The organism is Lactobacillus hominis DSM 23910 = CRBIP 24.179 (assembly GCF_000296835.1).
Taxonomy (GTDB): domain Bacteria; phylum Bacillota; class Bacilli; order Lactobacillales; family Lactobacillaceae; genus Lactobacillus; species Lactobacillus hominis.
Window position 1 is genome coordinate 1 of the sequence record NZ_CAKE01000020.1, and the last position, 20100, is coordinate 20100.

Below are 20100 nucleotides of genomic sequence, written 5' to 3' on the forward strand. Positions count from 1 at the left end.
AGAAGACGATTAAATAAATTGAAAAATATTTTTTAAAAACAGCAAATATATAAAATAATGCATAAATAACTGATGTGATGCTATTTTAGAGGGCTTATTAAATAGACCTTAGCATGTTATTAATTAACATATAGTTATATAACCATAAAATTATATTTATGATATAAGCAGAGTAAATGAGTAACGAAACATAAAAGGAATCATTAGTTATTTTAAATATACTTACATGTTATTAAATAAATGTCGATATTGTGCTTACATATAACATTTTAGATAATTTATTAATAGCAAAATGTGATAAACACAGAATAATGTTATTTATAAAACGAATTAAAAGAATGAGGTAAAAGCAATAAATTATAGTTTTATAAATAACATGTGTTGTTTTTTATCAAAAAAAGGACTAATATAAGAGTTGAAAGTTAAAAGTACTTAGAAATCAATTATTTAGAAGGTAAGAGAAATGAAGATTCAAAAAGATGTTGCAAGTATAATTGCCTTAGTTTCAGCAGGAACAATGATTGGACTTGGTTCAAATACTGTTCATGCTGCAACTAATGATCAGAGTTCTATTTCTCAAGAAGCAGATTATCCAAAATTAGGTGCTGCTGAAGATGCACCAACTGCTCCTGAATCTGATGAAGCAAATTATCCAAAGCTTGCTCCAGCTGAAGATGCTCCAAAGGCTCCACAAGCTCGAAGCCAAACTTTGAAAGTAAGACAAAATAATCAAGCAAAGCAATCTACCGCATTAAGGACTCAAACTCAAAATTCAGCAAATATTAATAAGCCAGCTCAAACAGCTAAATCTACTCAAACTCTAGAAGTAGTGCAAGCTCCAAAAGCTAATAAAAAGGTAGCTGTAAATAAAGCAAAGAATGTAGCAAGTAAAAAAGTTAAGAAAGCTACAAATAAAAAAACTGTTTTAAAGAAAACATCAAAAGCACAAAGCAAGACCGCTAAAAAGAGCTATCCAAAGCATTTTGTAGAATTAAAAGATGCTATTGCTGGCTCAGCAGTTGTTTTAGCTACCGGTGTAACAACTTTAGCAGTTAAAAAGATTAAAAAGTAATTTGTATTATATAGATAGTAAAAATTAGATAATTTTGGTTTACCCAACCCATAATTATCTGTATGATGTGAATAGAAGATTTAAAAAGCCTTGTATTAACCCACAATACAAGACTTTTTGTTTGCTAATAATAAACAATGTATGCCCTTACATTAAAAACATAGCGTATACTATATTTGATGAATAAGGAAGGAATTAATAATTATGGTAGAAAAAGGTTATCGTGTCGAAAGCGACACATTAGGTCCTGTTGAGATTCCAGAAGATGCTTTGTGGGGCCCTCAAACTCAAAGAAGTAAAAATAATTTCCACACTGGAGCTTTAATGCCGATTGCGATTATTCGTGCGCTATTACAAATCAAGCGTGCGGCAGCTCAAGCAAATATGGATGCTGGCAAGCAAACGCAAGAAAAAGGACATGCAATTATCGATGCAATTCATGATTTACTTGCGATGAATGATAGTGAATTGCAACAATTTTTCCCACTTCACATTTATCAGACTGGTTCAGGTACTCAAACTAACATGAACGTTAACGAAGTGGTCGCCAATTTAGCAAATAAAAATCATCCAGGATTGGATATTTTACCTAATGATGACGTAAACATGGGACAATCTTCTAATGATACTTTCCCTACAGCGATGAATTTAGTCGCAACCCAGGCGCTAGATGATTTAAAGCCATCATTAAAACACTTAATCAAGGAATTAAAGATCAAGCAAGATGAATATTGGACCACAGTGAAAGTTGGTAGAACTCACTTGCAAGATGCTGTGCCACTTACTTTTGGGCAAGAAATTTCAGGTTATATTTCAGCATTAAATCATGATCTTTCCTATATTAATGAACTTGAAGAAACTTTATATGAATTACCAATTGGCGGTACTGCTGTGGGTACTGGTTTAAATGCAGCACCGGGAATGGCAGAAGAAATTTCTGAACGTTTATCAAGAAAATACGGTCACGAATTTAAAGTTAAGACTAATAAATTCTTTGGCTTAGCTAATCACTCAGGCTTAAATGTGGTCCACGGTGCATTAAAGGCATTAGCAGCCGATATGTTTAAGATTGCTCAGGATATTAGATTTTTGGGTTCAGGTCCACGCGCAGGTTTAGGCGAATTAAACTTACCTGCAAATGAACCTGGGTCATCAATCATGCCTGGTAAAGTAAATCCAACTCAAGCTGAAGCCGTTACAATGGCAAGTTTAAGAGTGTTCGGTAATGACACCACAATTACTATGGCTGCATCCCAAGGTAATTTTGAAATGAATGTCTTTAAACCAGTTATGATTGCAGCATTCTTGGAATCGGCAGATGTTTTATCAGGCACTATTTCTAGTTTTGCTGATAAGATGATCCATGGAATGACAGTTAATAAAGAAAGAATGAATCGTGATGTTTCAGATTCACTAATGACAGTTACTGCGCTTTCACCGCATATTGGTTATCATGCTGCAGCTAAGATTGCCCAAAAAGCAGCTAAAAATAAGACTACTTTGCGTCGTGCCGCTTTAGAAAGCGGAAAAGTAACTGCTGAGCAATATGATGAGTGGATGAAGCCAATTACAATGACTAATGCGATGAACACTAAGCCAATTGATGACTAACTAAGAGCAAAAAGGTAATGAGGTATTTATGTCAAAATTTGTTTTTACGCCAAATAATGCTAATGAAATGAAAGACAGCTATGATGCAATTATCGTAGGATCTGGTGGTACCGGTTTAACTGCGGCACTTCAAGCACATGAATTAGGCTTAAGTGTCGTAGTTTTTGAAAAAAATAAAACTCTAGGTGGCAATACCAATCGTGCATCCTCTGGAATGAATGCATCTGAAACTTTTGTTCAACTTGACGAAGGTGTAATTGATAATAAACAAGATTTTTATGAGGAAACCTTAAAAGGTGGAGGATTATTAAATGATCGTCCAATGCTTCAATTTTTCGTAGATCATTCAGCATTAGCAATTGACTGGTTAATGAAGCATGGCATTGAATTAACTGATTTAACTATTACTGGTGGTATGAGTAAAAAAAGAGCTCACCGCCCAGCTTCAATGGCGCCTGTCGGAAATTATTTAGTGACTGGTCTTTTAAAAAAGATTAGTGAAGAAAAGATTCCTGTTTTTAATGAAAGCAAAGTCGTGGAATTAATTAGAGACAATGAAAATAAAGTTCAAGGCGTCAAAATAAAAACTGATCATGGAGAAAAGACAGTTGCGGCAAATAGTATTTTGCTGGCTACAGGTGGTTTTGGTGCTTCTAAAGCTCTTATTAAAAAATATCGTCCTGATTTAGTTGATTATAAAACTACGAATCAACCAGGAGCTACTGGCGATGGTTTAAAGCTAGCTGAAAATGTAGATGCACAATTAATGCAGATGGATTTTGTTCAAGTTCACCCAACGGCACAAACAGATGGAGATCATGTCTTTTTAATTGGTGAGGGCGTTCGTGGTGAAGGTGCAATTTTAATTAATAAAGCTGGGAAGCGTTTTATCAACGAATTAGCCACACGAAAAGTTGTTTCTAATGCAATTACTTCATTAAATGAAGATGGAGCATATTTAGTGTTTGATCAAGGTGTACGTGACCACTTTAAGGCAATTGAATTTTATGCCCATATTGGATTAGTTGAAACAGGTCAAACAGTTTCTGAATTAGCTCAAAAAATTGATGTTGACGCAAAGAATCTTGAACAAACAATAAAGTCATGGAATGAGGCAGTCGATCAAAAAGCCGATGCTGAATATGGACGCACTACTGGGATGGAACGTAAATTGGAGAATGCTCCTTATTACGCAATTCACATTCATCCAGCTATTCACTATACAATGGGTGGCATTCATATCTTGCCAGATACTCGAGTTTTAGATGGAAACGGCAATGTGATTTGTGGATTATATGCAGCTGGAGAAGTTGCTGGCGGTTTACATGGAAATAACCGTATCGGTGGTAATTCGATTGCTGAAACGGTGATCTTTGGCCGTCAAGCTGGAATTGAAATGGCAAAAAATAATCATTAAATCTAATACTTGTAAAGGCTTTCATTTTTAATAATAGTTGTGTATACTTATTTGTGTAATGATGAACAAGTTAAACAAAAGGAAGTAAAAAATATGAATAATAGAAAAGTTTTCTTAGTTGGTGACGGTCGGGTAGGTTCAACTTTTGCTAATGATTTATTGCAAAATGTGAAAATTAGCGAATTAGTAATTTGCGATGTTGCTAAAGAATTAACTGTCGGCGATGCCATGGATCTTGAAGATTTGGCTCCATTTGTCGGTCCAGTTAAAGTTGTAAGTGGGGATTATAGTGATGCTAGCGATGCTGATATTGCTGTAATTACTGCTGGTGTTGCTAGAAAACCGGGAATGACCAGATTAGATTTAGTAAATGCCAATGTGAAGATTTTGAAGTCAATTGTTAAACCTATCGTTGATAGTGGATTTAAGGGTATTTTCGTAGTTTCTGCAAATCCTGTTGACATCTTAACTACTTTAACTCAAAAGTTATCCGGCTTTCCAAAGAACCGCGTAATTGGTACTGGAACTTCTCTTGATACAGCAAGATTACGAGTTGCTTTGGCTAAGAAAACTGGTGCAAACATTGATAACGTGGATGCATATGTTTTAGGTGAGCATGGAGATACTTCATTTGAAAACTTCGATGAAGCCATTATCGATCACAAAGCTTTGCGTTCATACAGTGAATTAAGCGATGATGTTTTAACTGAAATTGAAACTGATGTCCGTAAAAAAGGTGGTAAGATCATTGCAAACAAAGGCGCAACATTCTATGGCGTTGCAATGTGCTTAACCCAAATTTGTAAAGCAATCTTTGAAAATAAAGCTCGTGTATTGCCAGTATCAGCACCTTTAACTGGTGAATACGGCGTTAAGGACTTATACTTAGGTACGCCAAGCGTAATCACAGCTAACGGTATTTCAGATGTGATTGAACTTCACTTATCAAAAGAAGAAAAAGAAAAGATGACTTACTCAGCTGAAAAGATGAAGGAAGTTTTAGACGGTATCGAACTTTAAAAATAGTTTGAAATTATGCAAGATCTGGCCTATTTTAATGGACCAGATCTTTTTATATAATATTAATTAATATAGAGAGGTGATTTTAATGGCAATCAAGTTAATTGCAGTAGATTTAGATGGAACATTATTGACTAGGTCAAATACGATTTTGCCTGAAACAGCAAGAACGCTTCAAGTCGCAAGTAGCCAAGGCATTAAAGTAGTTCTTGCGTCAGGTAGGCCTTTATCTGGAGTAATGCCATTTGCTAGTCAATTAAATTTAAGCGGAAAAGATCAATATGCAGTCGTTTTTAATGGTGCTGTTTTGCAAAATTTGGCTGGTGGAATTTTGATGAATCAAGAAATGGACTATCAAGATTTTAATACCATGCTGAGATTGCAAAGGTTAGCTCGTGTAAATGTTCATTTTGAAACTACCGAATGTTTTTGGACCTGTGATCATGATTTAAGTGTGCAAATGCAGATTAATGCAGCTTTAACTGATAATATGTTAAAAGTTAGACACCGAGAAGAGATTCCGAAAGATTTTAAATTTAATAAAGTTGGCTTTACTTGTCAAAAAGATGATGGTCAAGTCGAAAAACTGTGGAACACTTTGCCATATTGGGCTTTTGATAAATACGATATTGTAAAAAGTCTTGATACTTGCATTGAATTGAATACTAAAGGTGCTTCTAAAGGAAATGCTTTAATGGAACTAGCAGATCGCCTTAAAATTGAACAAACGCAAGTTATGGTCTTTGGCGATCAGGGAAATGACATTTCAATGTTTGAAAATCCTAACTTTAAAAAGATGGCAATGGGCAATGCTATTTCTAATATTAAAGAAAAAGCGGACTATATAACTGACGATAATAATCATAATGGAATTGCCAAAGCTTTGAAGAAGTTTGTTTTATAAAGCAATTATTGTGGTATTATTTTTAAGTAACACAATAATATTAGGGAAGCTTTGAATAACAAAAGATGAAAAATCAAGATAAAAACGAACGAGTCAACAAGCTCCATCGAATTCATAATCTGTCTCACCATCACCATATGCGAATTCGTTGGCAAGATTTTTTTACAAGCGATAATGTCACCTCGGCTAAAGATGCTAATTTAGCAGAAAGATCTGTTATCGTAGGGCATATTGGAATGATGCTTTTATCTTATGGAACTGGGGCATGGCGTGTCAGAAGCGCAATGAATACAATTGCACGGAGTTTAGATATGACGTGTTCTGCTGATATTGGATTAGTTTCATTAGAATATACTTGCGTTGATCAAGACGGCCATAGTTATACTCAGGCATTGAGCTTACCAAGTACCGGAGTTAACACTACCAAGCTTGATTTAATGGAAAAGTTTGTTAATGAGTTCAAAGAAGACAAGGGGAACTGGACTATTGGACAAATTCATAATCGACTTAGTAAAATTTCGCAAATGAAAGCCGCTTACATGCCTTGGCAAGTTGCCTTAGCCGCTGGTTTAGCATGTGCTGGATTTATTTTTTTATTGGGTGGCGGAATTTTTGAAGTTATCTGTGCCTTTTTTGGAGCTTGTGCGGGTAACTACGTCCGTAGAAAAATGGGTGATCGTCATTTAACTATTTTGGCCAATATTACTGTCGCCGTTGCTGTGGCATGTTGCGTTTATGTATTAGTCTTTTATCTAATTAGGTTATTTTATCCAATTAGTTTGCGTCACTTAGATGGATATATTGGTGCATGTCTATTTGTAATTCCAGGATTTCCATTTATTACTTCTGGTCTGGACATTTCTAAACTTGATATGAGGTCTGGACTAGAAAGAATGGCTTATGCAGTGATGATTATTGTTGTTGCTACAGCAGTTGGCTGGGTTACAGCATTATGTTTGAATTTGCATCCACAAGATTTCTTGCCATTGAATTTAAATCCAACTCTCTTAACGTCATTTAGACTAGTTGCTAGCTTTTGCGGTGTGTTCGGCTTTTCCATTATGTTTAACTCACATCCTAAAATGGCTGCACTAGCCGGAATTATTGGAGCAGTTGCCAATACCTTACGTTTGAGTCTGGTTGATTGGACTGTAATTCCTCCATCAGCTGCAGCATTTTTAGGAGCACTGCTAGCAGGGCTATTGGCCTCTCTTGTTAGAAAAAAAGTTGGATATCCAAGAATTGCAATTACTGTTCCATCGATTGTAATCATGGTTCCAGGTCTATATATGTATCGTTCGATGTTTAATTTAGGTTTAGCTTCAATAAATGCGGGAGCATTATGGGCAACCAAGGCATTAATGATTGTTCTATGTTTACCTTTAGGTTTAATTGCGGCTAGAATTATTGCTGATAAAGAATGGCGTCATGCTGGTTAAAAGAAAGCAGATTAATCTGCTTTTTTATTTTGCTTTGGAAAATTGAAAATTAAAAATTCATGGTATAATTTTAAATAATTTATTGTTAAGGTGGTGATTTAATGGCTAAGTTTTCAGGTCTGACTAATGATCAAGTTCTAAAGCAAGAAGAAATGGGCCATGTAAATAAAGCTGTTGATGATCAAGCAAAAACTGATTGGCAAATAATTAAAGAAAATACTTTTACTTATTTTAACCTGATATTTTTAATTTTAGCGATATTACTTATTTTAGTTGGTGAATTTAAAGATCTTACCTTTTTGCCTGTCATTATTGCAAATACTGTGATCGGTATTATTCAAGAATTACGTGCTAAACGAGTATTGGATAAGTTGAATGTAATTAATGCCACTAAAGTTACAGTCATTAGGAATAATATTGAGCAAGAAATTCCTATCGAAAATTTGGTTTTAGACGATATTATTGTTTTAAAAACGGGCGATCAAATTCCTGCAGATAGCGTTGTGCTTGACGGAAGTCTTAAGGTAAACGAAGCATTGTTGACGGGAGAAGCCGATGAAATTTTGAAAAAGCAAGATGACGATCTTCTTTCAGGCTCTTTTGTGGTTTCTGGAAAAGCATATGCTAAATTAACAAAGGTTGGAAAAGAGTCATATGTTTCTAAGCTTACTTTAAAAGCCAAAGAGATGAATCAAAAAGAACAATCAGAAATGATTCGTTCTTTAAATAAATTGATCAAATGGGTGGGTATTATCATAATTCCGCTAGGACTTGCATTGTTTGCTATGGCTTTTTATGTGAATCATCATTCAATTGCCGAAAGTGTAACTTCAATGGAAGCTGCTATTATTGGTATGATTCCGGAAGGGCTTTATTTATTAACAACAATTGCTTTAGCAATTTCAGCTATGCGTCTGGCTAAAAATCAAGTAATGCTGCATGACATGAAAAGCGTTGAAACATTAGCTAGAGTAAATGTCTTGTGCGTTGATAAAACTGGTACAATTACTGAGCCTAAAATGGCAGTAACTAGTTTTGAGCCAATAAATATTGAAAAAGATAAGTTATTTGAATTGATTTCGAATTTTGCTCAAAGCATGCCACAAGATAATGAAACCAGCAAAGCTTTAGGTGCGTATTTTACATCAAATAGAGAAACAGCTGATCATATTATTCCCTTTACTTCAGTTAATAAATATTCAGGTGCTGTTTTTAAAGATAAAACCTTATTGGTAGGCGCGCCAGAATTTGTTTTACGAAATCAATTTGACGAATACAAGAGCAAAATTGATTCATTTACTAGTCAAGGATATCGTGTGGTAGCTTTTGCTAAATATCCTCAAGCACTAAAAAATGAAAACGATCCTTTAACTCAAGAAGTTGAACTTTTGGGTTTAATTTTAATCAATAATCCAATTCGTAAAAATGCCAAAAAGACCTTTAAATATTTTGCTAAACAAGGCGTGGAAATTAAAGTCATCTCTGGAGATAATCCTTTGACAGTTTCACGGGTGGCAAAGGAAGTTGGAATTGCTGGTAGCGAAAAATATATAGATGCGACTGAGCTAAATAAAAATAATTACGATGAAGCGGTCAAAAAATATAATGTTTTTGGTCGTGTTAAACCAGAACAAAAACGTTACTTAGTTAAAGCGTTGCAAAAAGCAGGCAATACTGTTGCAATGACAGGTGATGGGGTAAATGATATCTTAGCCATGAAATTAGCTGATTGTTCTATTTCAATGGCGTCAGGCAATAACGCGGCAGTCCAGGCTTCACAAGTAGTGTTACTAGATTCAAATTTTGCTAAAATGCCAGAGATTGTGAATGAAGGACGCAGAGTAGTTAATAATATCGAAAGATCAGCAAGTTTATTCTTAGTGAAAAATATCTTTTCATTATTAATGACGTTTTTCACCTTAGCTTTTGCTTTAACTTATCCTTTAAGACCAACTCAAATTGCGTTAATTTCAGCATTTACAATTGGGCTTCCTTCGTTTTTACTTGCTTTAGAAAATAATTTTTCTAGAATTCGTGGTAAATTCATCCCTAATGTAATGACGCGTGCTATTCCTGGCGGCATTACTGATATGATTGCGGTTTCTGTTTTAGTGATTGCGAACCAAGTATTAGATTTAGGCAGGCAAGAAGTGGCTACAACTGCAACAATGCTTTTAATTGCAGTAGGGATGATGGTGTTATATCAAATTAGTGCGCCAATGAATAAGTATCGCGTGGGTGTATTTATCGTTTCGTTTCTTTGTTTAATTTTTGCCATTATCTTTGCACATAATTTGTTTGCTTTATCTAAAATTTCTATGAAGGCAATCTTTTTATTAGTAGTATTATTCTTTGCGGAAGTAACTGCATTTAAATACTTAAGTAAACTGGCTGATGGTTTTCAAGAAGTTTTAAATATTTATAGTCAAAAGGGCTCAAAAACAACAATCGGAGAATTAAAACTAGCCTACAAAAAGGCAGACAGATGAAGAGAAAAACTGAACAATAAAAATGGTGGTCATTAGGCCACCATTTTTAAGTAATTTAGATATTTATCTTTTGTCTCTTTGTGTAGTACAGGCAATAATAAGCATTACTGCTAAAGCGGCTAAAATAAAACCAATTATTCCCCAAATCCAATTTGCAACTGCACCAGTGTGAGGTAAAGTAGTGAGAATAAAATTCATTTTAAAACTTCCTATCTTTTCTTATTAAAATTTTATAAATCTATTCATCTACATTGTATAGCAAAAAAAGATAATAAAAAACCGCTTACAATGTTATTTATTCAATTAAATCGACAAAATCTGCATTGGTAATTTTTTGTAGATCATTTGGATTAATTTTTACACTGCGTCCAACTTCGCCACTGGATACTGCAATTTGATCTTCTTTTTGCATGTTTTTATCCAAATAAATTGGAAAATGATGCTGCTCATAAATTCCAATCGGAGTATTAGCACCATGAACGTAACCTGTTGTAGCCACTAATTTTTTAAGTGGAAGCAATTCGCATTTTTTATTGCCCGAAGCTTTAGCTAATTTTTTCATGCTTAAATGTTCAGTTACAGGAATTACTCCGACTACAGGACTAACTTTATTTCCTTCACAAACTAAGGTTTTATAGACCAAATGCTCATCTTTGGCTAAAATAGAAGTATCCATTTGCTTGACGTCACCTTTTTGAACGGTATCAAAAGATAGTTGTTCGTAAGGAATCTTTTTTTGATCAAGCATTTTTTCTACTAGAGTTTTCTTTAGTTTACTTTTTTTATTTTTTTTAGACATTTTTATCACCTTCAATCATCATAACGGTGGTGGGCAAAAGTGTCAAAGGGAGTTATGTATGAAACTATTAGCAATAAAAATTAATTGTGGCCATGAAATAGAAGATGGCTTAACTTATTTTCTTCAAGATACTTTAAATGCTAAAGGTATTGAAGCTAGAAAAAGATCGGATTTTGTTTTAGAAGGACAAAAACACGATTCTAGTTTAGTCGAATTAGACGACATTGAGGACCTACCAGAAGATTTAGAATTGACAGCTTATTTTGATCAAGATGCTGATCAGAGTAAAATCATTGATCAGATAAAAAGCAAAATTAAAGAAATGGAAGGTTTCGGCTTAGATGTTGGTAATGTTTCTATTTCTACTAAAAATATTGCTGATGAAGATTGGAATACTGCGTGGCAAAAATATTATCATGTAATTGATTTTTCTCGCTTATTAGCAATTGTTCCAGATTGGGAAGACTATCAACCGGCATTTAAAGATCAAAAATTAATTCGTCTCGATCCAGGTCTTGCTTTTGGTACTGGTGGCCATACTACTACTCAACTAGTATTACTAGCAATGGAAAGAGCTTTAACTAAACCTGTTAGCGTAATGGATGTAGGAACTGGTTCTGGGATTTTAGCCATTGCCGCTTCTAAATTGGGAGCAAAAAGCGTATTAGCAACAGATATTTCTGATGAAGCAGTGAGTGCTGCTAAAGAAAACATTAGGCTCAATGGCATTGATAATATTACGGTTAAGAAGGCTAATTTATTAAAAGATACTGATGAAAAATTTGATTTAATTATCGCTAATATTTTAGCTGAAATTTTGCTTGAGTTAATCCCTGATTTAAATAATCATTTAAATAAAGATAGTCAAATAATTTTCTCAGGTATTGACTACAAGCAATTGCCTAAAATCGAGAACGCACTAGCTAAGGAAAATCTTGAAATTAAGATGAAAATGCAAGAAAAACGCTGGATTTGTTTATTGATTGCCAGAAAAGACCAATAAAGTGCTAAAATTTATAAAAAAAGAAAAAGGTAGTTTACACAATGAATAAACTTAGTGATTTTTTTAAGAAGTTAAATAAGAAAACTTATATGCCATTAATTTGGTTGACTTTATTAGCTGTAATAATTTGGATTATATGTCCTTTGGTACATCTAAGTCGCGTATGGCGTGTAGGTTTAGTCTTTTTTATCTTTAATTCATATATTGCTTTTGAAATTGGTCATTTGATGGATCTAAGAAAGCTCAGTAAATGGTGGTTTTTATTATTTCCTTTAGTATTTGCCTTGGCTGTAACAATTCATTTTGCAAAGTATAATTATTTATTATGTATTGTCTATCTTTGCTTTGAATTATTTGGTTTATGGCGCAATGATTTTTATCACGAAAAGAAATAGGTGAGAATGTATGTCAAAATATCGTGAAATGACTCATGATGAAGTTTTAGCTTCATGTAAAAAATATATGAATGATGATGACATTGCTTTTGTTGAATCAGCTTATGAATTTGCGCGTAAGGCTCACGAAGGTCAATTCCGCGTATCAGGACAGCCTTATATCATTCATCCAACTCAAGTAGCTGGAACTTTAGCAACTTTGAAATTGGATCCTGATACTGTAGCTGCAGGTTATTTGCATGATACAGTTGAAGATACTCCGGTAACTAATGAAGACATTAAAGAAAAATTTGGTAAAGATGTCGCTTTTATAGTTGATGGTGTTACTAAATTATCGAAAATTCAATATAAATCAAAGACCCACGAAGAATATCTAGCTGATAATCACCGTAAAATGCTGATTGCCATGGCCAAGGATTTACGTGTAATCATGGTTAAATTAGCTGACCGTTTGCACAATATGCATACGCTAGATCATTTGCGTCCGGATAAACAGCGCCGTATTGCGGATGAAACTTTAGATATTTATGCACCATTAGCCGATCGACTAGGTATCGGGACAATTAAGTGGGAATTAGAAGATATGAGTCTTCACTACTTAAATCCTGAACAATACTATCGTATTGTAAACTTGATGCAGTCTAAACGTAGCGAACGTGAAGGCTATATTGCTGACGCAATCCAAATTTTGCGTCAAACTTTAGATAGCTTACATATTGATTATGAAATTTATGGTCGTCCAAAACATATTTATTCAATTTACAAAAAGATGGTTAATAAACATAAAGATTTCAGCGAAATTTATGATTTATTAGCTGTGCGTGTAATTGTTAAATCAGTTAGAGACTGCTATGCAGTTCTGGGTGCAGTTCATACTAAATGGAAGCCAATGCCTGGAAGATTCAAGGATTATATTGCTGTTCCTAAATCAAACGGTTATCAATCGCTCCACACTACGATTATTGGACCTGGTGGCAAGCCTTTAGAGATTCAAATTAGAACTGAAGCTATGCACCAAGTTGCTGAATATGGTGTTGCTGCACACTGGGCTTATAAAGAAGGTGTAAAAGGCGAGGTTGAACAAACTGAGGCCAATAAGAAACTAAATATGTTCCAAGAAATTTTGGAGCTTCAAGATGAAACCAAAGATTCACACGAATTTATGAAGAGTGTCAAAACTGACATCTTTTCTGATCGTGTTTATGTATTTACGCCTAAAGGGGATGTCTACGAACTTCCTAAAGGATCAGTTCCACTTGATTTTGCCTATATGATTCACTCAGAAGTTGGAGCCCATTCAGTTGGCGCTAGAATTAACGGTAAGATTGTGCCGTTAGATTATAAGCTTAAAAACGGTGATGTCGTTGAAATGCTTACACAAACTTCAGCTACTCCATCAAGAGACTGGGTCAACTTAGTTAAGACTTCACGTGCTAGAAATAAGATTAAGCGTTTCTTTAAAGCTGAAGATCGTGAAGAAAACATTGAAAAGGGCGAAAATTTAATTGAACATGATTTATTGACTCATGAATTTAATCCTAAAGAGTTCATGGATAAAGATCATATTCAAAAAGTGATTGGTCATTTCAATTATCATAATAAAGAAGAGCTGTTTGCAGCAGTTGGTTTTGGCGAAGTTTCTGCAGCTACAGTTGCTAACCGTTTAACTGAAGACGTTAGAAAACGTCAAGAACAAGAAAAACAACGTCAAAAAGAGCAAGACATCATGAACGCCGGTCAGCAAAGTATTGCTCAAGAAGATACTTCTAAGCCTGCTGATGTAATGCGCATCAAGCATAACAATGGCGTAATGGTGCAAGGTGTTTCAGATCTGATGCTTCATTTGGCAAAATGCTGTAATCCAGTTCCTGGCGATCCAATTGTGGGTTATGTCACAAAAGGGCGCGGCGTAACGATTCATAGAGCAGATTGTCGCAACATTACTGAAGAAGCTAAAAAGCAAGGTCGCTTAATTGACGTTGCTTGGGAAAACATTGCTCGAAATAAAAATAATGAAAATTACAATGCAGATATTGAAATCTATGGTTTTAACAGGTCGCGCCTTCTTAGTGATGTGATAAACGCCTTGAACTCTAAGACTAAGAATATTGTCAATATTTCAGGAAAAGTCGATAGCAATAATATGGCGCATATTTATGCTACAGTTTCTGTTAGAGATGCAGCTCATTTAGAGGATATTTTATCGAGAATGCGCGATATTTCTAACGTTTATGAAGCAAAGAGGTCAGTAAATTAATGCGAGTAGTAATTCAAAGAGTCAATAAAGCTCAAGTAGCAATTGATGGGGAAGTCGTTGGTAAAATTGCTAAGGGATTTTTGCTTTTAGTTGGTTTAAAAGAAGGCGACGACTTAGACGTTGTGAAAAAAGCAGCTGATAAGATTTCTAAAATGCGTATTTTTGAAGATGAGGATGGAAAAACAAATTTGTCTTTAAAAGATGTCAATGGAGAAATTTTGAGTGTTAGTCAATTTACGCTTTTGGCTAATACTAAAAAAGGTAATCGACCAAGTTTTGTTGAAGCAATGAGGCCACCTAAGTCTAAAGAATTATGGGAAGAATTTAATTCTGAACTTGAAAATCATGGCTTTCATGTTGAAACAGGTCATTTTGGCGCTGATATGCAGGTCAGCTTAGAAAATGATGGTCCATTTACAATAGTTTTGGACCTATAACTTAAAAACTATTGACAAGAATAAATAAAAAATATATTCTAAAAAAGAATTATCGATGACAAAGAATGTAGATTAGCACGATCTTTTACAGAGACTACTTGCTTGGTGGAAGAGTAGATTGATCGCTATCTGTGACACCTTTAACAGATAATGGATCGTTTCGCGAGCGTTAATCGCAGCAAGCAAAAGGTGGTACCGTGCTAATTTATGCGCCCTTGATTTAGTTCAAGGGCGCTTTTTTTGGCAAATTTATAATGAAGGATGATTAAATGAAAGTTCAAAGACCTAAAGGTACAGTTGATATATTGCCAGAAGATTCAGGATCTTGGGAAAAAGTTGAACACATTGCACGTAATTTCTTTAAGCGTGCTAATTATCGTGAAATCAGAACTCCAAGTTTTGAAAACTATGAAGTATTTTCCCGTTCATCTGGTGAAACTTCTGATGTTGTTTCAAAAGAAATGTATGATTTCAATGATAAAGGTGGTCGTCATATTGCACTGCGTCCAGAAGGAACAGCTGGAGTAGTTAGAGCTTACGTTGAAAATAAGATCTACGGTCCAGATGTTGTTAAGCCTTTTAATGTTTACTATATTGACAATACTTTTCGCTATGAAAGACCACAAGCTGGCCGTCAAAGAGAATTCCACCAAATCGGTGTAGAAAGCTTTGGTTCAGATAGCCCATTAGCTGATGTGGAAACAATTATGATGGGTCACGATCTTTTAGCTGAATTAGGCGTTAAAAATTACGAACTTCATATTAATACTTTAGGTAATGCTAAAGTTCGTCAAGATTATCATGATGCATTGGTAGATTACTTTACTCCAGTTAAAGATCAATTATCTGAAGATTCTCAAAGAAGACTTGAGATGAATCCTTTACGTATCTTGGATTCAAAAGATGAAGCAGATAAGAAGTTTTTACCTAATGCTCCTAAGATTGTCGACTATCTTGATGAAGAATCTAAGACTAAGTTTCAAACTATCACTGATATGCTGAAACAACTAGGCATTGATTATGTGATGGATGATGATTTAGTTCGTGGACTTGATTATTATACTGGCGTTATTTTTGAATTTATGGTTGCTGACAAAAATCTTTGGGAATCAGCAACTACCATTTTAGGTGGAGGCCGTTATGATCACTTGGTAGAAGAATTCGATGGTCCACACACTCCAGCAGTTGGTTTTGGTATTGGTGAAGAAAGATTAATGCTTGTTTTAAGACAACAAAATCCTGATTTGTTTAAAGATGAAGGTATTGATTTCTTTATTACTAATATTGGTGCCGGTACTGAAATGAAGACGGTCGAAATTGCTAGAAGTTTGAGAAATCAAGGCTTTAAAACTCTTTATGATGTGGATCAAAAGAAGCTCAAGCAACAATTTAGAAAAGCTGACCGAGTAAATGCCAAATATGTTATTACTTTAGGTGCTAAAGAATTAGAAAACGGCGTTTTAAATATTAAGCGTTTATCTGATGGTAAGACCATTGATTTAAGCTTAGATGATATTAATGATATGCAAAGTGTTATTCAGAAAATAGAAGGATAGAAAAATGGAAAAGATGGACAAAAGAACAGATTATGCTGGCAATATTACCAGTGAATATGAAGGCCAAGAAGTTACCTTATACGGTTGGGTTCAACGCGTAAGAAACTTGGGTAACTTGGTTTTCATCGACCTTAGAGATCGCGAAGGAATCGTTCAAGTTGTTGTAAACAAAGACTCTGGTAAAGAATTAATGGATATTGCCGACTCACTTAGCAATGAAGATGTAATTGAAGTTAAAGGTAAAGTAGTTAAGCGTTCAAGTGTAAACCCTGACATGAAGACTGGGGAAGTTGAAGTTGACGCAACTGAAATTGATATCTTGAATAAATCTAAGGTTCCTCCTTTTGAAATTAAAGATGATATTAATGCAGCAGAACAAACTAGATTAAAATATCGTTACCTAGATTTACGTCGACCAACTTTGCAACGTGCAATTATGTTACGTTCAAAGATCTTAAAGGCTACACACGAATACTTTGACGAAAATGGCTTTATTGATATTGAAACTCCAATTTTGGGTAAGTCTTCCCCAGAAGGTGCACGTGACTACTTAGTTCCATCAAGAATTTACCCAGGTAGTTTTTATGCGCTTCCTCAATCACCACAATTATTTAAGCAATTGCTTATGGGTGCAGGATTTGATAAGTACTATCAATTAGCACGTTGTTTCCGTGATGAAGACTTACGTGGAGACCGTCAACCAGAATTTACTCAAATCGATATGGAAACTTCCTTTACTGATGAAAAGCAAGTTCAAGATTACACCGAAGGTCTTTTAAAGAAGATCATGAAAGATGTAATGGGCATTGATTTGAAGACTCCTATTAAGCGTATTACTTGGGATGAAGCTATGAACAAGTACGGTTCAGATAAGCCAGATACTCGTTACGAAATGTTTATTCATGACTTAAGTCCAATCTTTAAAGATAGCGACTTTAAAGTATTCTCAGGTGCAATCGCTGATGGTGGTTATGTCAAAGGAATCGCTGTTAAAAATGGTGCTAAGCAATACTCACGTAAGAAGATTGAAGAAAAGCAAGACTACATTAAGCGTTACCACGCTAAAGGCTTAGCTTGGGTTAAATATGAAGATGGCGAATTTTCAGGCCCAGTTTCTCGTTTCTTAACTGATGAAAATAAAGAAGCTTTGAAGAAAGAATTCGATCTTGAAGGCGGAGAATTAGTAGTCTTTGTTGCAGATAAGTGGAAGGTTGTTACTGATTCTCTGGATCACTTACGTCGTGAATTTGCTAAGGAGACTGGTATTATTCCAAAGAATGTTTACGACTTTGTTTGGGTTGTTGATTGGCCATTATTCGAATACGACGAAGGTTTAGGTCGCTGGATTGCTGCTCACCACCCCTTCACCATGCCAGATGATGAAGGAATTAAGTTGCTTGATACGGATCCTCATAAAGCTCACGCTCGTTCATACGATATCGTTATGAATGGTGATGAAATGGGTGGTGGATCAATCCGTATCCACAAACGTTCAATTCAAGAAAAGATGTTCAAAGCTCTTGGCTTTACTAAAAAGCGTGCTTACGAACAATTTGGTTACTTGCTTGATGCTTTAGACATGGGCTTTCCACCACATGCTGGACTTGCTATTGGATTAGACAGATTTGCTATGATGCTTGCTCAAAAAGACAATATTCGTGACGTAACTGCCTTTCCAAAGAATGCTTCTGCCTCAGAACCAATGATGCATGCTCCAGCTCCAGTTGCTGACCAACAATTAGATGATATTGGTATTAAGGTGGAAGATAAGTACGAAGATAGTGTTAAAGAAATTGAAGCACGTCTTGAAAAAGAAGCACAAGAAGATGCCGATAAAAACTCCACTTGGGATGACTAATGATTAATAAAGTTAATTAAATCAGCTTAAGTACAATAAAAAATCACCGATGATTTTTCAAAATCATCGGTGATTTTTTTGTAAATTAATTATTTAAATTTTCTACGAAATTAGTAATTCTTCGTAAAGACTCTTTCAGATTTTCTTTAGATGAGGCATAGGACATACGAACATATCCTTGGCCACCTGTTCCAAAATATCTTCCGGGAGTAACACCAACGCGGGCTTTTTTAGCTAATTCATTAGCAAATGTTTCGTCATCATTGCCAAATTGATCCGGAATTTTGGCAAAGATATAGAATGCACCTTGAGGAGTAGACATTTCAAAGCCAATTTTTTCAAGTCCTGTCTTCATAAATTCAAGTCGATCTGCATAAATACTACGTGCCTTAATTGGATCTTCATGTCCGTTATTCAAAGCCTCAATTGCCGCTGCTTGAACATTATCAGTCACAGATGTAACTAAGAAAGCGTTCATCTTAATGATATTTTTCATAACTTCTTGTGGACCCGCAATATAGCCCAAACGCCAGCCAGTCATCGCATATGCTTTAGATAATCCAGAAATTAAAATATTACGATCTGGAATAAATTGAGAAAGAGAATGGTGTTTATTATTTCCATAAACCAATTCACCATAAATTTCATCGCTGACAGAAATCAAATTATTTTTTTCAATTACTTGGCTAAGACCTAATAATTGTTGCTTAGAATAGACGCGTCCAGTAGGATTAGATGGATCGGTTAAAATAATTGCCTTTATTGGACCTTGCTGATCGATAACTTTTTGCAAGTGTTCAGGCGTTAAAATAAAGCCATCTTTTGAAGTATCGACTTGAACAGGAATAGCGCCAGTAACTTTAATTAACTGAAAATACAAAGCCCAAACTGGGGTAGGAACGATAATCTTATCTCCAGGATTTAAAATAGACATAAAAACATCATTCAGAGCCCCGGTTGCACCAACGCTAATACAAATTTCACTGTTAGGGTCATAATTTAAATCAAGAGAACGTTTTAAATATGAACTAACTGCTTGACGTAATTCTGGCTTTCCGCTTTGTGGAGCATAGTGAGAGTCATTAGCTAAAATATCGTCAACTGCTGCTTGTTTAATATGATCCGGGGTATTTAAATCGGGCTCACCAATAGTTAACTTAATAATTCCAGGAATGGTAGAAACTTTTTGATCAAAGGCTCTAATTTTTGAGGGTCCTAATTCTGATAATCTTTCATTAAAATGATTATTTAAGTTTGAAGCTAAATGTGGCATATTTGGTATCTCCTTATCATTCGTTATTAGAATTTTAAAATAAAGATTTGTTTGAAACAATACTTTAATTCAAATTGCTTCAATATATAAGCTAGGTTTTGTTATATTATTAAGTGAGAGGATACATTTATGAAAGAAAATAATTTTGACAAAGATAGGGCATTAAAAAAATTAACGTCAGAGCAATATCAAGTTACTCAAAATGCTGCTACTGAATATCCTTTTACAGGAAAATACGATAATTTTTATGAAAAAGGAATTTATGTAGATATCGTTTCAGGCGAGCCTTTATTTTCAAGTGAAGATAAATATAATGCGGGATGTGGCTGGCCCAGTTTTACTAAACCAATAAAAAAATTAACTTATAAGAGAGATCAATCTCACAATATGGAAAGAACTGAAGTAAAAAGTCCGCTTGCCCAATCGCATCTAGGCCATGTTTTTACAGATGGTCCGCAAGATAAGGGCGGTTTACGATATTGTATTAATTCTGCTGCGCTAAAGTTTATTCCATATGATAAGCTTGAGGATGAAGGATACGGAGAATATAAGAAAATCTTTGAGGAGTAA

17 protein-coding genes are annotated in these 20100 nt (G+C 34.7%); 14 read left to right on the top strand and 3 right to left on the bottom strand.

The features are described from left to right. Positions 1-463: 463 nt before the first annotated feature. From BN55_RS06935 to BN55_RS06965, 7 genes are all read left to right on the top strand, one after another. Positions 464-1072, top strand: coding sequence for a hypothetical protein (locus tag BN55_RS06935; protein WP_008471311.1), 609 nt, complete (start codon positions 464-466; stop codon positions 1070-1072). A gap of 204 nt (positions 1073-1276) precedes the next feature. Next, positions 1277-2683 carry a class II fumarate hydratase gene (locus tag BN55_RS06940; protein ID WP_008471312.1) on the top strand — a complete coding sequence of 469 codons (1407 nt, stop codon included), beginning with the start codon at positions 1277-1279 and terminating at the stop codon, positions 2681-2683. Positions 2684-2711: 28 nt separating this feature from the next. Then, entirely contained in the window at positions 2712-4100 is a 1389-nt protein-coding gene (locus BN55_RS06945) for a flavocytochrome c (RefSeq protein ID WP_008471313.1), read from the top strand. Positions 4101-4193: 93 nt separating this feature from the next. Beyond that, positions 4194-5120: an L-lactate dehydrogenase gene (locus tag BN55_RS06950; protein ID WP_008471315.1), complete on the top strand. Its 927-nt coding sequence runs from the start codon at positions 4194-4196 to the stop codon at positions 5118-5120. An 88-nt stretch (positions 5121-5208) separates the two neighbouring features. Beyond that, a complete protein-coding gene (locus tag BN55_RS06955) occupies positions 5209-6024 on the top strand; it encodes a Cof-type HAD-IIB family hydrolase (RefSeq protein ID WP_008471316.1) in 816 nt (271 codons plus the stop codon). Between the two features lie 65 nt (positions 6025-6089). Then, positions 6090-7463 (top strand): threonine/serine exporter family protein, encoded by a 1374-nt coding sequence (locus BN55_RS06960; protein WP_008471317.1) that lies wholly within the window; start codon positions 6090-6092, stop codon positions 7461-7463. 101 nt (positions 7464-7564) lie between these two features. Next, positions 7565-9952, top strand: a complete 2388-nt coding sequence (locus BN55_RS06965) for a cation-translocating P-type ATPase (protein WP_008471318.1) — start codon at positions 7565-7567, stop codon at positions 9950-9952. A gap of 63 nt (positions 9953-10015) precedes the next feature. Here the strand turns inward: BN55_RS06965 and BN55_RS10015 are convergent, their stop codons facing one another. Both BN55_RS10015 and ybaK read right to left on the bottom strand, forming a co-directional pair. Continuing rightward, a complete protein-coding gene (locus BN55_RS10015) occupies positions 10016-10150 on the bottom strand; it encodes an LPXTG cell wall anchor domain-containing protein (protein WP_008471319.1) in 135 nt (44 codons plus the stop codon). A gap of 97 nt (positions 10151-10247) precedes the next feature. Continuing rightward, entirely contained in the window at positions 10248-10751 is a 504-nt protein-coding gene (gene ybaK, locus BN55_RS06970; RefSeq protein ID WP_008471321.1) for a Cys-tRNA(Pro) deacylase, read from the bottom strand. A gap of 58 nt (positions 10752-10809) precedes the next feature. Here ybaK and prmA point away from each other — a divergent pair, with 58 nt between their 5' ends. The 6 genes from prmA to aspS all read left to right on the top strand — a co-directional run bounded on the left by prmA (position 10810) and on the right by aspS (position 18257). After that, on the top strand, positions 10810-11754 hold the full coding sequence (prmA, locus tag BN55_RS06975; protein WP_008471322.1) for a 50S ribosomal protein L11 methyltransferase: 945 nt from the start codon (positions 10810-10812) through the stop codon (positions 11752-11754). Positions 11755-11795: 41 nt separating this feature from the next. Next, the gene (locus BN55_RS06980; protein WP_008471323.1) at positions 11796-12149 is read left to right on the top strand and encodes a hypothetical protein; all 354 of its coding nucleotides are present in this window, start codon (positions 11796-11798) and stop codon (positions 12147-12149) included. 10 nt (positions 12150-12159) lie between these two features. After that, positions 12160-14406, top strand: coding sequence for a RelA/SpoT family protein (locus BN55_RS06985; RefSeq protein WP_008471324.1), 2247 nt, complete (start codon positions 12160-12162; stop codon positions 14404-14406). Next, the gene (gene dtd, locus BN55_RS06990; RefSeq protein WP_008471325.1) at positions 14406-14843 is read left to right on the top strand and encodes a D-aminoacyl-tRNA deacylase; all 438 of its coding nucleotides are present in this window, start codon (positions 14406-14408) and stop codon (positions 14841-14843) included. The genes BN55_RS06985 and dtd overlap by 1 nt, the downstream gene beginning before the upstream one ends. Before the next feature lie 269 nt (positions 14844-15112). Continuing rightward, on the top strand, positions 15113-16399 hold the full coding sequence (gene hisS / locus BN55_RS06995; RefSeq protein WP_008471326.1) for a histidine--tRNA ligase: 1287 nt from the start codon (positions 15113-15115) through the stop codon (positions 16397-16399). Positions 16400-16403: 4 nt separating this feature from the next. Next, the gene (gene aspS, locus BN55_RS07000) at positions 16404-18257 is read left to right on the top strand and encodes an aspartate--tRNA ligase (RefSeq protein ID WP_008471328.1); all 1854 of its coding nucleotides are present in this window, start codon (positions 16404-16406) and stop codon (positions 18255-18257) included. Between the two features lie 85 nt (positions 18258-18342). On the opposite strand, the gene BN55_RS07005 is transcribed toward aspS, so the two are convergent. Then, a complete protein-coding gene (locus BN55_RS07005; protein WP_008471329.1) occupies positions 18343-19530 on the bottom strand; it encodes an aminotransferase class I/II-fold pyridoxal phosphate-dependent enzyme in 1188 nt (395 codons plus the stop codon). A 129-nt stretch (positions 19531-19659) separates the two neighbouring features. On the opposite strand from BN55_RS07005, the gene msrB reads away from it, so the two are divergent. Next, positions 19660-20100: a peptide-methionine (R)-S-oxide reductase MsrB gene (gene msrB / locus BN55_RS07010; RefSeq protein WP_008471330.1), complete on the top strand. Its 441-nt coding sequence runs from the start codon at positions 19660-19662 to the stop codon at positions 20098-20100.

Coding starts and splice junctions, on each gene's coding strand:
- prmA (WP_008471322.1), top strand. CDS start 10,810: ATGAAACTATTAGCAATAAAAATTAATTGTGGCCATGAAATAGAAGAT.
- BN55_RS06950 (WP_008471315.1), top strand. CDS start 4,194: ATGAATAATAGAAAAGTTTTCTTAGTTGGTGACGGTCGGGTAGGTTCA.
- BN55_RS06960 (WP_008471317.1), top strand. CDS start 6,090: ATGAAAAATCAAGATAAAAACGAACGAGTCAACAAGCTCCATCGAATT.
- BN55_RS06955 (WP_008471316.1), top strand. CDS start 5,209: ATGGCAATCAAGTTAATTGCAGTAGATTTAGATGGAACATTATTGACT.
- dtd (WP_008471325.1), top strand. CDS start 14,406: ATGCGAGTAGTAATTCAAAGAGTCAATAAAGCTCAAGTAGCAATTGAT.
- BN55_RS06985 (WP_008471324.1), top strand. CDS start 12,160: ATGTCAAAATATCGTGAAATGACTCATGATGAAGTTTTAGCTTCATGT.
- hisS (WP_008471326.1), top strand. CDS start 15,113: ATGAAAGTTCAAAGACCTAAAGGTACAGTTGATATATTGCCAGAAGAT.
- BN55_RS06935 (WP_008471311.1), top strand. CDS start 464: ATGAAGATTCAAAAAGATGTTGCAAGTATAATTGCCTTAGTTTCAGCA.
- BN55_RS06980 (WP_008471323.1), top strand. CDS start 11,796: ATGAATAAACTTAGTGATTTTTTTAAGAAGTTAAATAAGAAAACTTAT.
- BN55_RS06940 (WP_008471312.1), top strand. CDS start 1,277: ATGGTAGAAAAAGGTTATCGTGTCGAAAGCGACACATTAGGTCCTGTT.
- BN55_RS07005 (WP_008471329.1), bottom strand. CDS start 19,530: ATGCCACATTTAGCTTCAAACTTAAATAATCATTTTAATGAAAGATTA.
- BN55_RS06965 (WP_008471318.1), top strand. CDS start 7,565: ATGGCTAAGTTTTCAGGTCTGACTAATGATCAAGTTCTAAAGCAAGAA.
- BN55_RS10015 (WP_008471319.1), bottom strand. CDS start 10,150: ATGAATTTTATTCTCACTACTTTACCTCACACTGGTGCAGTTGCAAAT.
- ybaK (WP_008471321.1), bottom strand. CDS start 10,751: ATGTCTAAAAAAAATAAAAAAAGTAAACTAAAGAAAACTCTAGTAGAA.
- BN55_RS06945 (WP_008471313.1), top strand. CDS start 2,712: ATGTCAAAATTTGTTTTTACGCCAAATAATGCTAATGAAATGAAAGAC.
- msrB (WP_008471330.1), top strand. CDS start 19,660: ATGAAAGAAAATAATTTTGACAAAGATAGGGCATTAAAAAAATTAACG.
- aspS (WP_008471328.1), top strand. CDS start 16,404: ATGGAAAAGATGGACAAAAGAACAGATTATGCTGGCAATATTACCAGT.